This window comes from Calditrichia bacterium (assembly GCA_020634975.1).
GTDB lineage: Bacteria > Calditrichota > Calditrichia > RBG-13-44-9 > J075 > JACKAQ01.
In genome coordinates this window covers 1298678-1314506 of record JACKAQ010000001.1, presented here as the reverse complement: position 1 = coordinate 1314506, position 15829 = coordinate 1298678, and the positions used below count along the sequence as shown (strand labels likewise).

Here is a 15829-nt window from a genome sequence, read left to right as displayed (position 1 = left end):
TCACACTTAGTTGAATTATGCAACAAAGCCGTATTGATCGGAGCGTTATTGTCCTCCAGCGCAGTCTTTTCTCAGTATAAACAAAAAGATTATAAACACGCCCAAATGATGGAAATGATGAAAGATTCCACCATGATTAAACAGATGATGGAACACATCGCTTCCGATTATCATATGCGCAAAATGATGATGATGCAGATGATGTCATCTGTGAAGAGTGATAGCAGCAAAATGATGGATATGTGCAAGATGATGATGGAAGATCGCGAGATGCATGGCATGATGAAGAAAATGATGGGCGGAGGAATGATGGGTAACGGCATGATGAAAAACGATATGCAAACCACTGAAAAAGCGGCTCCGAAGATCATCGTTAAGTTTAAACCGGAAACCGAAGAAGCACAGATCAAAAATATGGAAATGGAAAGCGGGTTGGAAAAGATCAAAGAAATTCTGGAGTTGAATATGAAGGTTTACCGGATCACTTCCACAAAAAGCGTTGAAGAAGTGATCGAAGCCTGTCAAAAACATCCTTTTGTGGAGTACGCGGAAGCCGACCAGGAATACCGGACCATGGAAAGAAAATCGACCGGAGAAAAGAAAGACGATCATCAGGAACATCACCAGAATTAATTGAATTTCTTTTTCACTTTCATTTTTCTGTTCAGGTTCGGATGATAAGGAGTTTCGCTTCTCCTTTTTACCCGGTTTTTTTTAGTAGCTCTTATTGTGGCGGCCAAACTATCAGGAAGTCTCGGCGATATGGTATATCAAAATTAAAACAGCTAACTTGGAGAAATGATTTGAAGTCCGGTTTCATTTGCATCCTACTCATCTTGTCATTTCGATATACCATTGCCCAGGAACTTCAATTTCCAATGGATGATGGCAGGCATAAAAAAGCTGATTTTGAAAATTGGTTAATATTCTCCCACCTGACCGCTTCGGACAGCAGTAGATTTGGGGTTGCTATTTTTTTCTTTACTGGCAAGATCATCGGGTTAAGGGCCAGCGGGGTATATGTGATGGTAGCGGACGAACAGCAAAAGGTGTATACTAACTATAAGAAAATTCAACTGCCAATCATCAACCGGGCGACTCACACCGAAGGCCGTTTGCTGGAAAAATATGGAAGCAATATCCTTCGGCGTGAACCGGGAAACAATCCTTATGAAATTGAACTCGACTTGAAAGAGTTGAAACTGACACTCTCGTTGAAGCCACAGAAAGTCCCGGTTGACCTGAACCAACTGCCGGTCGGCGATAAAAAATATAACCGCGTATATACCATTCCGAGGGGAAAAGTGGAAGGAAAAATGAACTACGACAATAAACCGTATCCGCTGCAAGGTTTCGGTATTTACCAACATCAATGGGGAGACTCGCCGGACAAAAACACCGCCAGCGACTTGTTTGCTTTCCATTTAGAAGATACCACGGATATCCTGGTGTATCACAGCGAAGACTATCCCCCAATTAATACGATGATAATTTCTGACAAACTTGATAACATAACGATCTTGAAAGATTTTACTGCCCGTGCGGATACTACTATTACTGTTAACCCACCGGGTGCCCGATTTGCACTGAAGTGGAAAATTAACGCTGCTAATCCGAATTTGAGTTTTGAGCTGAACCCTGGTTTTAACGGGCAGCAAATTAACATGCTGGGTTTCCCATACTGGCTGTCGCGCTGCCTGGTTTCGGGAAAATTGGGAGAAAAAACTTTATTCGGGAAAGGATACATTCATCTTCGAACCTTGTCCTCTGGAGGTAAGTGATTATGCTAAGAAAGATAAAATTAATGAAACAGCTAATGGCTATCATAATTCTGCTTCTCATAATAGCTTCCTGTGCCAGGTACAAAACCCACCAATACCCGGAGGCCAACGAGAAAAATTATCATGTGGATTTTTATACCAAAAGCGGAAAGGATCAACTGAAATATGCCAAACAGTTCGCCGGGGAAGGGGATTACGAGAAGGCCATTGACCTGTTTCAGCGAATTTATGAGAACACCAAACTGGAGTCAGCAGCCCGGGAAGAAGCTTTGTTGAACCTGGGCAATATCTATGCAAATGGGTAGTGTCATATTTAGAGTGATATGTTGTAGTTATAGATAAATAATTTCAGATACAATTTGTGCATATCATTGCTTTTGGAAAAAGATAATGTCTTTCTGATGAAACGAGGAATTCTTTGACGCAGTGTATTGTTCCATCGCTCAACATGATTGGTTTGACCACTGTTTTTGCCGACAGCATGATGGTTGTCTTTGGCAAATACGGCATAATAAGCTTCCCAATAGTCTGAGTATATGATGCTATTCCGATAGCGTTTCGGTATCCGTTTTCGGAACTTTTTACAACTGGCTTCATCCCGGTCGCCAACATAATAAGCAACAATTTGACGGGTTCTGCGGCATAAAGCGATCCAAACCCATTTCTTGTCAGACTTTTGATAAACAAATGACCATAACTCATCTAATTCAAGTACATCGCCCTTTCGGAAGGGCTGCAGGGTTTGGGCAATTTCAGGAAGCGATTCAGCTTTTTTTTATCCAGCGCAATGCTGTTTCGTGGGAAACACCAAACATTCGACCAAGCCCCCGCGAAGAAACGCGTTCCTGCGCTGCCTTGATTAATTGTTCCTTAACCTCATCTGATTTTCGTAATGTTTTGATAACGCCGACAAACCCACAATCTTTACATTTGAATTTAGGGTTTCCGACAGAATTTGAGCCGTTTTTGACCACATTCATCGATTGACATTTTCTGCATTTGAAATTTTCTGTAATCATGATTCACCTTTTGAGTGAATATCCAATAAGTAAAGAAATTAATCAAACGAAATATGACACTACCTGCAAATGTTTTATACACCGGAAAGGATTATGAGAAAACGCTTTTCTACCTGGAAAAACTGCTGAAGGAATTCCCGAAAACTGAATTCCGTTCCGGGGTAACAGAATCGATAAAGGATATCAAAGAGCTGATTCGACATAAAGAAAAGGAGTAAAAGAATGTTTAAGAAAAAATATTCCAAAAACAATCAATCCTGTCGTGTAACATTTGAACTACCTGCTGAAGTGAACGCTGAAAAGGTTTCCCTCTGCGGCGACTTCAACGATTGGAACACAAGCGCCCATCCGTTGAAATGCCGAACGAACGGCAGCTTCAGTGTGACAATTTCGCTTAAGCCGGGACAGGATTACCGTTTCCGCTACCTGCTGGACGGAGAACGCTGGGAAAATGACCCGGCTGCTGACGATTACCTGCCCAATCCTTTTGGCAGCGAGGATTCGGTGGTAAAGGTTTGATTTTTCTTTACAAATCCACTTGCTGAAGTTGTTGCAAACAAAAAATTGCCCAATTTACGCTTGTTGGAATTGGCTCAGGTGCTGGCGAAATAAAACAATAGTGTATTGATTAAAAAAACTGGAGAATTAAATGAACGAACAAATTGCTCATTCAGGCGCATGGGGAATGGCTCTGATTGTGATTGTGGCCGTGTCCTGGTTTCTATATCGTTACCTCGCGCCAAAGACATGGCGAGAGTGGGCTAGCGCCGGGGTAGTTCAGGCTTTTATTATTGCGCTCTACGCCGAGATGTACGGTTTCCCACTCACCATTTACTTGCTGGTTCGCTTCTTCGGCCTCGACCAAACCTATCTAAATGCCAGCCTCTGGTCCACACTGTTGGGCTTAGGCGAGACGGGGATGATGATCTCGATGATCCTCGGTTATCTCATCCTGTTTATTGGCCTGGGGATATTCATTGCAGGATGGCGGCAGCTCTACCGCGCCCGCCAGGAAAACCGGCTCGTTACCGATGGGCTCTACGGGCTGGTACGGCATCCTCAATATACCGGGCTTTTCATTGGGATTTTCGGCGAAGGTATTGTTCACTGGCCGACGATCTTTTCCCTGGTGCTTTTCCCGGTCATTGTTTTTACCTATGCCATGCTCGCGCGAAGTGAAGAGCGCAAAATGCTGGAGCAGTTCGGTGAAGACTACCGGGTTTACCAATATCGTGTACCCAGGTTCATTCCACGTTGGGGACAGTGGCGAACTCTGGTCAGGATGTCGAGGGCCGCTTCCGCTGACCGCGATCAAGTAGTGAGTGACATCGATCCAAATCCGATGACCCAAAAGAAAAATGACTAAAAATAACAACCTTGAATGGGCCAAAATGATGAAGAGGCTTAAAGAGATCTTTTCCCGCCGGGAGAAGAAGCGTCTGGCGCCAACCGTAGGGCTGGCGCTGGGCGGCGGTGGGGTACGGGGGCTGGCCCATGCCGGGATTCTATCGGTTTTGGAAAAGGAGAATATTCCTCTTCACGCCATTGCTGGCAGCAGTATGGGGGCAATTATCGCGGCGGCTTATACCCTCAATCCCGGTTACAGCAAAGAGAGCCTGACCGGCTTGATGCTGGAGCTGAACGCCGTGGTTCCGAAAAGACTCAAATCTCCCGGTCCTGAAGAACCCTCCCTTTTGAACCGTTTTCGGCAATTTATAAACCTGGAACGGTTCATTTTAACCACCATTTCCGGCTGGGGCGTTTTCCCGGAACAACTGGTTATCGAAGCGTTGAACAAAATTACCTTGGAAAAAAATTTACAGGATGCGCGGATTCCTATAGCGGCAGTGGCCACCGACTTGATCAGCGGTGAAGAGGTCGTTTTTAAAGAAGGCCCGGCAACTATCGCCTTACAGGCAAGTTCCGCGCTGCCGGGGTTTTTCCCGCCGGTGCACCTCGATGGCAGGCTGCTTGTCGATGGCGCCATTGTCGATGTGGTACCGGTGGATGTTGTTCATCAAATGGGCGCCAATATTGTAATTGCCGTGGATGTTGACCAGGAAGAAGTCAAACCGGAAGTGCGCAATGGTATGGAAGCCTTTTTACGCTCGGTAGAGTTGTGCTCGCGTCACCACAAGCAGCACTATTTGAAAAAGGCTGATTTGATCATCCGTCCCGATTTTGGGCAGCCGGTACAAACTTTTGATGTAACAAAGTCACAACTATGCATCGAGGCCGGGGTGCAGGCTGCCGAACAGGCTTTGCCGGACATCTGGAAATTGTTGAACAGTTAGAAGCAAGGTACGCATGCCTACCCAACCAACCGTAGCCTATTTTTCCATGGAGATCGGTCTTACGGCAGAAATGCCAACTTACAGCGGCGGGCTGGTCGATCGGGCCAAGCGACCTAGCCAGCCGGAGACGCCGCCTCTCTTTACCATAAATTAGAGTATCAGATTCTTCCCCGGTTCTATCACGAGCGGGAAGGCTGGATTGAAGTGATGCGCCATGCCATTGCGCTCAATGGCTCATTCTTTAACACCCAACGGATGCTGCAACAGTATGTGTTGCAGGCTTATTTTCGTTAAATCAGTTCAAATAATCTAAACAAACCAACTAAACGAAGGAGAAAACACTTTATGTCAACAACTAGAATAAGAGTAGCCATCAATGGCTATGGTGTCATCGGCAAGCGTGTAGCGGACGCAGTGCAATTGCAACCCGACATGGAACTGATTGGCGTGGCTGACATTGTCAGCGACTACCGGGTGAAAGCGGCGGTGGTTCTGGGCCTGCCGGTCTTCAGCGCGCTGCCAGAAAAAACAGGAGAAATGAAGAATGCCGGCATCCCGGTCACCGGTACTTTGGAGGAATTGCTTGGAGAGATTGATGTCATGGTCGATTGCACTCCCAAGGGCATCGGTGCCAAAAACCTGGAGCGCTACCGCGCTGCCCGGGTTAAGGCCATTTACCAGGGCGGCGAGAAGCACAGCCTTACCGGGAACTCTTTTGTTGCCCAGGCCAATTATGAAAGCGCATTGGGCCGCGATGCCACCCGGGTGGTTTCCTGCAACACTACAAGTACAGTCCGTACTCTTACAGCTCTTCGTAATGCCGGCTTGCTAAAGAAAGCTCGCGGCGTACTTATCCGCCGAGCTACCGATCCCTGGGAATCCGACCACAGTGGAATTATGAATACGGTAGTGCCGGAGAAGGATATTCCCAGCCACCAGGGACCGGACGCTCGGACGGTGGCGCCGGAGCTTGACGTGGTGACCATTGCCGCCAAAGCCGCCCATACCCAAACACACAATCACTATTGGATAGTGGAACTGACCCGCAGCGCCAGCCGCGAAGAAGTGCTGGAAGCTTTCCGCACCGCCCCGCGTATTGCTTTCATTCGCATGGCTGACGGCATTGTGGCGCTCAACAGCACCATCGAGTTGATGAAAGACCTGGGCCGGCCACGCGGTGATATGTGGGAAGTTGCCCTGTGGGAAGACGTCCTGACAATAAACGGGAACGAACTCTACTACACCTACCAAGTCTACAATGAGGCCATCGTTACCCCGGAAAATATTGACGCCATCCGCGCCCTGGCTGGCAGCGTGACCGATGGGCGGGAATCTATCCGCATCACCGACCAGGCAATGGGTATGCGGAGAGAATTTCTAATTAAATAAAAAAAGTAAACCGTTAGATTAATAACTAATAAAGGAGAACATAGAATGAAAAACATTTGTGCAGTTATCGTGCTTGCTTTTGTTTTTATAGTGAATTCCGGCGAGATTGCAATTGCCCAAGATTCTACCGATCAACATCAGCATAACAAAAAAGAAACGACGGTCGTTAAAACAAAGGACGACACGGTATCAACATCACGCATTGTAGATGCAAAAGTGGCGGTATCAATTAAGGAAATTGTAGAACACTATTTGCATTTAAAAAATGCTTTGGTTAACGACAATACAAAAGATGCAGCAGCGTCCGGAAAGGAAATGGTTGAAGCAATGAAAAAATTGGATAAATCTTCCCTAACGGATGAACAGAAGAAAATCTATGAAGATGTGGAGGATGATGCAAAAGAACATGCTGAGCATATTGGCGAGAATGCCGGCAATATCGAGCATCAGCGTGAACATTTTGATATGCTTAGTAATGATTTGTACGATTTGGTAAAAGAATTTGGCAGCGGACAGGTATTATATAAGGACTTTTGCCCTATGTATAATGGTAAGAAAGGTGCAATTTGGTTAAGCGAAATAAAAGAAATAAAAAATCCATACTATGGTAAAAAAATGCTGACATGTGGTTCGATGAAAGAAGAAATTAAATAATCTTATGAAGCGTATTAAAAAAACATTGCTTGTAATACTGGCAATAATACTAATTGTATTTATAACCATTCAATTTATACAGCCTGCCCGCAATATTAGCGGGCAGGTATTGCAAACGGACATGTCAAACATATACAACATTCCCCAAAATGTATCCGCTCTTTTTAAAAATGATTGTTACGATTGCCATAGTAACAATACAAACTATCCCTGGTATTCCAAAATTCAACCTGTTGGATGGTTATTAGAAGCAGATATTAAAAATGGTAAAGCCAAACTTAACTTTAGCGAATTTGGCTCTCTTTCTTCAAGAAGAAAGATAAGTAAATTACGGAATATTGAAAGCAGAATTAAGGATGGCACGATGCCCTTACAGGCTTATCAATTAATGCACCCAAGTGCGCAGTTGACCAAAGAAGAAAAACAGCTACTCATTGATTGGATTCAAAACACAAGAGATAGTATCGCTTTAAAAAGATAAATTATTAAACAAATATATAATAATATGAAAACAACTCTTATCATTCTTTCATTCTTTTTTTTGAATTTGTCAGCAATTTTTGCACAAAAAACCGTCCGGTACGATTTATACATTGCTGATACCACCGTAACATTTGGCAAAGAAGAAAAACGTGCTATTGCGGTAAACGGGATGATTCCTATGCCAACATTAACATTTACAGAAGGCGACACAGCAGAAATATGGGTACACAATAATCTCGACGAAGAAACATCCCTGCATTGGCATGGACTCTTTCTGCCTAACCGGTACGATGGCGTGCCTAATCTTACGCAGATGCCAATTAAACCCCATACAACACATTTGTATAAATTCCCTATCGTTCAGCATGGCACTCATTGGTACCATAGTCACTCTCGGTTCCAGGAACAGATAGGCATGTATGGCGCTTTCATAATGCTTAAAAGAAAAGAATGGGATATCCCAACACTTCCTATCGTATTGAGTGAATGGACTAACTTGAACCCCGAAGAAGTGCATCGCCTCCTAAAAAGCGCCACCGATTGGTTTGCTATCAAAAAAGGCGCTACCCAAAGTTACGGTGAAGCATTGCTCCGTGGGCATTTTGGAACAAAACTCGCCAATGAATGGAAGCGGATGAATGCAATGGATGTAAGCGATGTCTATTATGATAACTTTTTGATAAACGGGAAAAACCAAAATGAGAAGCCCCAATTTAAGGCGGGAGATAAGGTACGGCTGCGTATAGCAAACGCCGGTGCATCTGATTATTTTTGGCTTACGTATTCAGGCGGTAAAATTACCGTAGTTGCTAGCGATGGCAATGATGTAGAACCGGTAGAAGTTGATCGGTTAATCATAGCCGTCTCGGAAACCTACGATGTTGTTGTAACCATTCCCGACAACAAAAGTTATGAATTTTTAGTAACACCTGAAGACCGGACCGGGTCAGCTTCATTATGGTTAGGGAGCGGAGAAAAAATACCGGCAGCAAAATTACAAAAGCTGAAATATTTTGAAGGAATGAAAATGATGAATGACATGATGGATATGAATGGCAATATAATTGAAATGGAGGAAATGAAAATGCAGAACCAGGAGATGGACATGAATACTGTTATGTACCCGGAAATAACAGGGCCTGAAAATCCCGAAGATACTCTGGAAACGATGAAGGAAATGAACATGGAAGGAATGGAGCACCACCATGCACATCAAGGATCAGAAAATATTATAACGCTTAATTATACCATGTTGCGTTCACCGAGAAAAACGACCTTGCCCGAAGGGCCTCTAAGAGAATTAAGATTTGATTTAACAGGAAATATGAATCGCTATGTGTGGACGATGGATAATAATACGATTTCCGAAAGCGATAAGATTCTTATTAAAACAGGGGAAAACCTGAGAATTATTCTTTTTAATAATAGCATGATGCGGCACCCGATGCACCTGCACGGACACGATTTCAGGGTGCTGAACGGACAAGGTGAATATGCCCCTATGAAAAACATAATAGACATCATGCCAATGGAGAGGGATACAATTGAATTTGCTGCTTCAGAGCCAGGCGGAGACTGGTTTTTTCATTGCCATATTCTTTACCACATGATGTCCGGGATGGGCAGGGTCTTCAGTTACGAAAATTCTCCGCCAAATCCTGATTTACCAGATCCCAAAGAGGCATTGAGAAAATTTAAACAGGACGACAGTGAATTTCACCTCATGGCTCGCGTAGGTTTGGAAAGCAATGGGAGCGATGGTGAAGCCATGTATGTCAATACCCGCTGGAAAACGCAAACCATATGGCATTTGGGTTTACATCCTGAGCATGGTTACGAGAGTGAAATCAATTTTGGACGCTATCTTGACCGGATGCAGTGGTGGTTTCTTTATGTTGGATTCGACTATCATTACAAAAAAGTAACATCTCAGGAAGATAATTTGTTTGGTCAGGTAAGCAACAAAAACAACAGAAAAGCATTTGTAGCGGGTGTGCAATATACTTTGCCAATGCTGGTAATTGCCGATTCAAGAATTGATACGGATGGTAAGTTTCGCTTTCAATTTAGTAGAGAAGACATTTCCATCACCAGCCGTTTACGGTTTGCTTTCATGGTTAATACAGACGAAGAATATTTATTAGGGTTCAGATACGTAGTAACAAAATATTTTTTACTCTCAACACACTATGACAGTGATATGGGCGGAGGGGTAGGAATAACTGTGAGTTATTAGTACAAGTTGAGTCCCCTACGAAAAGTTGCATCCCTATCCAGGTTACTGACGAAGCTATAGGAATGAGAAAAGATTTTCTGCAAGTATTATCGAGTCTACTAACCATTGGTGCTAGTTTGGAGGCTATAAAAAACAACAGTTTACGAAAAATGCCTGAGTTTTCAGGTGAATTAAGACGATTTTTTGCGATTTTGCGTCAAATATGCTCATTTCTTAAAATTGCTGTTTTTGTAACCTATTGTTTTTATTGAATTGGCAACTAGCACCAATGGTTACTAATTGACTGCTAACTTTAAGGAGCATATCCTATGAAGGAAACAATATTATGCGTTCACGGGATGATGTGCGTGGGCGATGGCAGGGGTGTAGAAAAACGGCTGCTCAAACACCCCGGCATTCACCATGCGGAGGCCAACTTCCTAAACTGCACCGCCACAGTGCATTACGATGAGTCGGCTATTAGCCTGACGGAGATTAAAAAGCTGGTCGGCGAATACGGCTACCATTGCAGCGGCGAGTCGCTGCCGGAGCACCAGTGTAAACCGGGTGACCCGCCAGGGGTTACCGGGGCAGTGAAGCACACCACACACGGCGAGCACGCCGCACACACCATGCCCGCTGTCTCCCAGGAAGAACCTGACCAACATGCAGCCCCCGGTGCAAAAGGGGAAGACGAGCACGCCGGCCACGACATGGGCGGCGAGGCCGCCGCTATGGCGCACGAGATGGGCCACGGCCCGGGCATGAGCATGGAGGGTATGGTGCGCGACATGCGCAACCGCTTTTTTGTCGCCATTCTCCTCACCATTCCGGTCTTTTTCTACTCACCGCTGTTCTATCGCCTTTTCAAATTTGAATTTCCGACACCGGCCGGAATCAGCCCGGACCTCATCGCATTCCTGATCGCCACCCCGGTGATCCTGTATGGCGGCTGGCCCTTCTACACCGGCGCCTACTACGGGTTGAAAAACGGCATTCTGAACATGGCGGTGCTGGTCAGCATCGCAGTGCTGGCCGGCTACATCTTTAGTGTGGCAGCCACTTTCTTTTTTAAAGGCGAAGTGTTTTATGAGGCGGCTGTTATGCTGCTTACTTTTGTGCTTTTCGGCCACTGGATGGAAATGCGCGCCCGCAGCACCACCAGCCAGGCTATACAAAAGTTGCTTACCCTGGCGCCGCCCCTGGCGCGGGTGGAACGGGAGGGCAAGGAGATAGAAATTCCCACCAGCGAGGTGATGGTCGGCGATGTGGTCGTCATCCGCCCGGGCGATAAAATTCCGGTGGATGGTAAGGTTATAGAAGGTATATCGGATGTGGACGAAAGCATGATCACCGGTGAAAGTCAGCCGGTCAAAAAGCAACCGGGCGCGGAGGTGATCGGGGCGACCATAAACAAAACCGGCAGTTTCAAGTTTCGGACCACCCGGGTGGGCGCGGATACTGCGCTATCCCAAATCGTCAAAATGGTGCAAAGCGCCCAGAACAGCAAAGCGCCTTCGCAGCAACTGGCCGACCGGGCTGCACACTACCTGGTGCTGGTGGCTGTCTTTGGCGGCCTGATCACTTTTGCTATTTGGTTTTTTCTCATTGGCCAGACGGCCATCTTTGCCTTAACGCTGGCCATAACAGTGGTGGTAATTACCTGCCCGGACGCCCTGGGATTGGCCACGCCCACTGCGGTAATGGTCGGCACCGGGTTGGGGGCGGAACACGGTATTCTTTACAAAAACGCTACCGCCCTGGAACAGCCGGCGAAATTAAATGCCATAATTTTCGACAAAACCGGCACTCTGACCAAAGGTGAACCGGAAGTGACGAAACTGTTCAGCGTCGGGAATTCCATTAACGAGGATGATCTGCTTCGGCTGGTGGCCACCGCTGAACAGGGCAGTGAGCACCTGCTGGCCCAGGCCATCGTGCGGGCAGCGCAGCAGCGAGAACTGAAATTAAGTCCGGCAGAAGGATTTGAAGCCATTCCCGGTCACGGTATGAAAGCCAGCGTGGAAGGGCGGAAAATTCTGGCGGGAAACCGAAAGTTGATGAAGGATCAAAACATCTCTTGGGAGGATTTCAAACTAAAAGCTGAGGAATTGGAAGGCGGCGGGGAGACCGTGATTTATGTAGCGGTGGATGGTAAGTTTGCCGGTCTTGTGGCGATTGCCGATGCCGTTCGCCCCGGCGCTGCTGCCGCGGTGAATGCGCTGCACGATCTGGGCATTGAGGTGGCCATGTTGACAGGGGATAATCGCGGCACCGCCGAACGAGTGGCTAAGGAGCTGGGCATTGACACAGTCTTTGCCGAAGTGCTGCCGGAACAAAAACAGGATAAAGTAAAAGAACTCCAAGAACAGGGTAAGTTCGTGGCCATGGTGGGCGACGGCATCAACGACGCCCCGGCGCTGGCGCAGGCGGAGGTGGGTATTGCCATCGGCGCCGGCACCGATGTGGCTGTGGAAACCGCCGATGTGGTGCTGATGAAGAGTGATCCACTGGATGTGCGCAATGTCATCGCCATCTCACGGGCAACCTTGCGCAAGATGAAGCAAAACCTTCTCTGGGCGGTTGCTTACAATATGATCGCCATACCCATCGCCGCTGGCATTCTGTATCCCTTTTGGCAAGTCACCTTGCGCCCGGAAATCGGAGCAATTGCTATGAGTGGCAGTTCCATCATCGTGGCCATCAATGCACTAATGTTAAAACGGCTGAATTTGGAGGCGTAACGGCATCGGAAAGAAACCGTGAAGGCCTTTTTAGGTGGTGCATTGGATCTTTGTGTAAATCGAATCAACGGACTGGCGTGGAGTGAGCTATCATGATTAATTTAAAAGAGATCAAGGAGAAAACTTTTTCCCTGGCGGATATATTGGAATCGCGTTATGATGAACGATTCTACGGCATTTGAAAACATTATCTCCTAACCTTTTCCGGTTCCTTTCGTGCTTGCCGAAATTAATTGTGGGAGATTGTCCTTTCAAAAAAATGGATGCCCGGCGGATATCAGTCAATACGGGGCTTGTTTTTTGATAGGCGGCGCGATCTGGCTAAACAGTGTATTTGTTACCAGTGTTAAAGACTACACATATTTGAAATGGTGGTGAAATGAAAAAACGAAATCCCAAATTCTACATTGAATATGGGCAAGACCATGAAAGATGAGCAAACAGATTTTCGTTTCTGGCCGATAGCGATTGCTACCGCTTTTTTGTCATTTGGCGTACTGGCCTTTGAAATCATACTTGCGCGCATTTTCTCGGTGATGCTGTCCTATCACTTTGTTTTTGCGGTTATCTCGTTTGCCTTACTCGGCCTGGGGCTGGGCGGGCTGTTCCTTAACTTCTGGCAGCGCAAATTTTCCGCTGGCATGACTGTACCGGCAATATTGTGCGTTTTTTCTTTAATTGCTGCTGTAATTGTCATCATCAGGTTGCCGATCTTTGAAAGCAGCGGCTTCATCAGTTTCCGGGTCTGGATTTATGTTGTTGTATCCATGATACCGTTTTTCTTCGCCGGATTGACCCTGGCGGTTATTTTCCAACGGTTTGCCGCCAGGAGTTCTATACTCTATGGCTTCGATTTGCTTGGCGCTACTCTTGGCGCCGTGGCGGCTGTGGAGTTGCTGGATAATTTCGGCGGTGTTAATGCCGCTTTTGTTACGGCGCTGGTTACATCTCCTGCCATTTTGTTTGTCAGCCAGAGCGAGAGAAAATGGCGTTTACCCACTATCGGACTGATTGCATTCCTGGCTTTGTCCGTTTTATATGCCGGGCAGATATTCAACCAGGTACCCATCGCCATGGATGCCAATAAAGACATGTACTGGATGCTCAAGAATCTCCGGGAACAGGCGGAAATGGTGGAAAGCAAATGGAGTTCTTTTGGCCGTACCGATTTACTGCGTAGTCCGGCAACACCCAACGAAATGGTTCTTTTTGTAGATGGCGCTGCGGGAACGGTTATGTATAGCCTGGACTCACTGCGGGGCAATCCGGCTAACCAGGCACATCTTGTGAATCATTTCGGACTGTTTTTCCCGTTCTTTTTTTTGGAAGAAAGTGAAAAAAATAATGCATTAATTATTGGCGCGGGCGGTGGCAGGGACGTAGTGGTGGCCCTTCTGGGCGGCGTCAAAGAGATCACGGCTGTCGAAGTGAATCCGGATTTGGTGGATTTGGTGAAAAGATATGAAAATTTCAATGGCGGAATCTACACCACCCAATCCAATGTCCAAGTTGTTGTTCATGAAGGCAGAAATTATCTTCGATCTTCCTCACAAAAATATGATCTGATCCTGCTTTCCATACCGATCACCAAAAGCAGCCGTAGCGTGGAAGGTTTTGCCCTCACCGAAAATTTCCTCTTTACCGTAGAGGCATTCACAGATTACCTCAACCATCTCACACCGGAAGGACGCATCGTGATTGTTGCCCACAATGAAGCAGAAATTTACCGCACCATTGGGTTGGCACTGGCGGCTTTTGAAAAACGCAACACCCCCCAGGTTGGGGCGATGAAACATATCTATACAATCAATCCGGGCATGATGCCGGCCATTGTCATAAAAAATGCACCGTTTGACAGTTTGGAGATTAACAAAAGGCATGAGGTCAGCCATCGTCTGGGTTACGATCGGGGAAACTTTTATCTCCCTTTTGTGGAACAGGTGACTCTATCGCCCCCGGAACGGTTAGGGGTCGACTATGAGTGGCGCATGTTTGACCAGATTCTGATTGATATCTCCCGCGGCAACCTCACTTTTGAGCAATTGGAACGCGCTGCCCCGCTCGATATTCACCCCACTTTCGATGACAGCCCTTTCTTTTACAAATTCGAACCTGGTTTGCCCGCTCCTTTCGGCTCCTTTTCCATTCTGATACTTTTGGTTTTGGTGCTTTTTACCGTTTCTCTGTGGGTAACACCCGGCTCATCGCTGGCACATATTCCGTGGTTGCATCCTTTTGTAGAATTCTCGCAGTTGAAACAATTTCTGGCGGTATTCTTTCTTCTGGGCATGGGATTTATGTTAATTGAGATTTCTCTGTTTCAAAAATTAACTCTGTACCTCGGCCAACCGGTGTACGCCCTCTCGGTATTGTTGTTTTCGTTGTTGTTGGGCACCGGGGTTGGCAGCCTGCTCAGTTCGTGGATTAAACATAGGCTTGCCCTCACAATTTCTATTACAGCCGTGATGGTGTTCATCTTAACCCTGCTCATCAACTTTTTTCTGACCCCATTATTTTCTTTCTTTTCAACCGATTCCCGTTTAACTGCTGCACTGATCCTTGTTCCCCTGGGGTTGTTCCTGGGTTTTCCGTTTCCCCTTGCGATCCGGTTAATGAACACAATGCAATTAGAAAAATATGTCGGCTGGATGTGGGGAGTGAACGGTATCGCCTCGGTCATCGGTTCCGCCTTGGCAATGATGACCGGAATTTTGATCGGCTTTTCCGCTGCATTATTGGCGGGCGCTATACTTTATTGCTTGGTCACATTACTCTTTTTAATGCAAAAATAGAAATGGTAGTAATGTCGTGCGCTATAATATATCACATCCCTAAGGGTTTTTGAGAACAAGATAAGCAACATCCATTGGTGAAACTTCGGCGGGATAATATGTTTTTTTGCATTAATCGAGTCCGTTTCAAAAGGTTCACGGTAGAGAATTATTTGTTAAAGAGAATAAGAAAAATAATTGTACGGTTTATTGACTTTATCAGTGTCAATGTTTTTTAGAAAATTATTATAGCGTTTTACACCCTGCATTGCCGGCTGCCACACGAAGAGTTGTCCTACCAAAAAATTACAATTCTGCTGTGTATGTTATTATTGTTTACGATCGCATTAGCTATAGGCAACTGTATAATTTTGCCTGGGTTAGTGTTGAATATTCTACACTGCCGTTGCAGAATGTTCAACGAAACAAAAAGCCCTTCTAATTCTGCACAATTTTCTGGCATTGGTAAGATACTGTTT

Annotated in this window: 15 protein-coding genes; 13 read left to right on the top strand and 2 right to left on the bottom strand. The window is 46.0% G+C overall.

Features of this window, described 5'->3' with window-relative positions:
- Positions 1-108: 108 nt before the first annotated feature.
- From H6629_05295 to H6629_05285, 3 genes are all read left to right on the top strand, one after another.
- Positions 109-633 carry a hypothetical protein gene (locus H6629_05295; GenBank protein MCB9067206.1) on the top strand — a complete coding sequence of 175 codons (525 nt, stop codon included), beginning with the start codon at positions 109-111 and terminating at the stop codon, positions 631-633.
- A 170-nt stretch (positions 634-803) separates the two neighbouring features.
- The gene (locus tag H6629_05290; protein MCB9067205.1) at positions 804-1781 is read left to right on the top strand and encodes a hypothetical protein; all 978 of its coding nucleotides are present in this window, start codon (positions 804-806) and stop codon (positions 1779-1781) included.
- 23 nt (positions 1782-1804) lie between these two features.
- Positions 1805-2086 (top strand): hypothetical protein, encoded by a 282-nt coding sequence (locus H6629_05285; GenBank protein MCB9067204.1) that lies wholly within the window; start codon positions 1805-1807, stop codon positions 2084-2086.
- An 8-nt stretch (positions 2087-2094) separates the two neighbouring features.
- Here the strand turns inward: H6629_05285 and H6629_05280 are convergent, their stop codons facing one another.
- Positions 2095-2532, bottom strand: a complete 438-nt coding sequence (locus tag H6629_05280; GenBank protein ID MCB9067203.1) for an IS1 family transposase — start codon at positions 2530-2532, stop codon at positions 2095-2097.
- 13 nt (positions 2533-2545) lie between these two features.
- Positions 2546-2800 (bottom strand): IS1 family transposase, encoded by a 255-nt coding sequence (locus H6629_05275; GenBank protein ID MCB9067202.1) that lies wholly within the window; start codon positions 2798-2800, stop codon positions 2546-2548.
- A 53-nt stretch (positions 2801-2853) separates the two neighbouring features.
- On the opposite strand from H6629_05275, the gene H6629_05270 reads away from it, so the two are divergent.
- The 10 genes from H6629_05270 (at position 2854) to H6629_05225 (ending at position 15371) form a co-directional block, all read left to right on the top strand.
- The gene (locus H6629_05270) at positions 2854-3018 is read left to right on the top strand and encodes a hypothetical protein (protein ID MCB9067201.1); all 165 of its coding nucleotides are present in this window, start codon (positions 2854-2856) and stop codon (positions 3016-3018) included.
- A 4-nt stretch (positions 3019-3022) separates the two neighbouring features.
- On the top strand, positions 3023-3319 hold the full coding sequence (locus H6629_05265) for an isoamylase early set domain-containing protein (protein MCB9067200.1): 297 nt from the start codon (positions 3023-3025) through the stop codon (positions 3317-3319).
- Positions 3320-3449: 130 nt separating this feature from the next.
- The gene (locus tag H6629_05260) at positions 3450-4166 is read left to right on the top strand and encodes an isoprenylcysteine carboxylmethyltransferase family protein (GenBank protein ID MCB9067199.1); all 717 of its coding nucleotides are present in this window, start codon (positions 3450-3452) and stop codon (positions 4164-4166) included.
- A complete protein-coding gene (locus tag H6629_05255) occupies positions 4159-5094 on the top strand; it encodes a patatin-like phospholipase family protein (GenBank protein ID MCB9067198.1) in 936 nt (311 codons plus the stop codon). Before H6629_05260 ends, H6629_05255 begins: the two co-directional genes overlap by 8 nt.
- Positions 5095-5439: 345 nt before the next feature.
- Positions 5440-6483 carry a type II glyceraldehyde-3-phosphate dehydrogenase gene (locus tag H6629_05250; protein MCB9067197.1) on the top strand — a complete coding sequence of 348 codons (1044 nt, stop codon included), beginning with the start codon at positions 5440-5442 and terminating at the stop codon, positions 6481-6483.
- A gap of 45 nt (positions 6484-6528) precedes the next feature.
- Positions 6529-7137, top strand: a complete 609-nt coding sequence (locus H6629_05245; protein ID MCB9067196.1) for a DUF3347 domain-containing protein — start codon at positions 6529-6531, stop codon at positions 7135-7137.
- 4 nt (positions 7138-7141) lie between these two features.
- Positions 7142-7618, top strand: a complete 477-nt coding sequence (locus H6629_05240; GenBank protein ID MCB9067195.1) for a heme-binding domain-containing protein — start codon at positions 7142-7144, stop codon at positions 7616-7618.
- 24 nt (positions 7619-7642) lie between these two features.
- Positions 7643-9856, top strand: coding sequence for a multicopper oxidase domain-containing protein (locus H6629_05235; GenBank protein ID MCB9067194.1), 2214 nt, complete (start codon positions 7643-7645; stop codon positions 9854-9856).
- A gap of 308 nt (positions 9857-10164) precedes the next feature.
- On the top strand, positions 10165-12579 hold the full coding sequence (locus tag H6629_05230; GenBank protein MCB9067193.1) for a copper-translocating P-type ATPase: 2415 nt from the start codon (positions 10165-10167) through the stop codon (positions 12577-12579).
- Between the two features lie 425 nt (positions 12580-13004).
- Positions 13005-15371 carry a hypothetical protein gene (locus H6629_05225; protein ID MCB9067192.1) on the top strand — a complete coding sequence of 789 codons (2367 nt, stop codon included), beginning with the start codon at positions 13005-13007 and terminating at the stop codon, positions 15369-15371.
- The last annotated feature ends 458 nt before the right edge of the window (positions 15372-15829 follow it).

What these genes read in the sequence shown, in the direction of transcription:
- H6629_05275 (MCB9067202.1), bottom strand. Translation starts at nt 2,800, where the DNA reads ATGATTACAGAAAATTTCAAATGCAGAAAATGTCAATCGATGAATGTG.
- H6629_05225 (MCB9067192.1), top strand. Translation starts at nt 13,005, where the DNA reads ATGAAAGATGAGCAAACAGATTTTCGTTTCTGGCCGATAGCGATTGCT.
- H6629_05265 (MCB9067200.1), top strand. Translation starts at nt 3,023, where the DNA reads ATGTTTAAGAAAAAATATTCCAAAAACAATCAATCCTGTCGTGTAACA.
- H6629_05285 (MCB9067204.1), top strand. Translation starts at nt 1,805, where the DNA reads ATGAAACAGCTAATGGCTATCATAATTCTGCTTCTCATAATAGCTTCC.
- H6629_05295 (MCB9067206.1), top strand. Translation starts at nt 109, where the DNA reads ATGGAAATGATGAAAGATTCCACCATGATTAAACAGATGATGGAACAC.
- H6629_05245 (MCB9067196.1), top strand. Translation starts at nt 6,529, where the DNA reads ATGAAAAACATTTGTGCAGTTATCGTGCTTGCTTTTGTTTTTATAGTG.
- H6629_05260 (MCB9067199.1), top strand. Translation starts at nt 3,450, where the DNA reads ATGAACGAACAAATTGCTCATTCAGGCGCATGGGGAATGGCTCTGATT.
- H6629_05230 (MCB9067193.1), top strand. Translation starts at nt 10,165, where the DNA reads ATGAAGGAAACAATATTATGCGTTCACGGGATGATGTGCGTGGGCGAT.
- H6629_05250 (MCB9067197.1), top strand. Translation starts at nt 5,440, where the DNA reads ATGTCAACAACTAGAATAAGAGTAGCCATCAATGGCTATGGTGTCATC.
- H6629_05240 (MCB9067195.1), top strand. Translation starts at nt 7,142, where the DNA reads ATGAAGCGTATTAAAAAAACATTGCTTGTAATACTGGCAATAATACTA.
- H6629_05255 (MCB9067198.1), top strand. Translation starts at nt 4,159, where the DNA reads ATGACTAAAAATAACAACCTTGAATGGGCCAAAATGATGAAGAGGCTT.
- H6629_05235 (MCB9067194.1), top strand. Translation starts at nt 7,643, where the DNA reads ATGAAAACAACTCTTATCATTCTTTCATTCTTTTTTTTGAATTTGTCA.
- H6629_05270 (MCB9067201.1), top strand. Translation starts at nt 2,854, where the DNA reads ATGACACTACCTGCAAATGTTTTATACACCGGAAAGGATTATGAGAAA.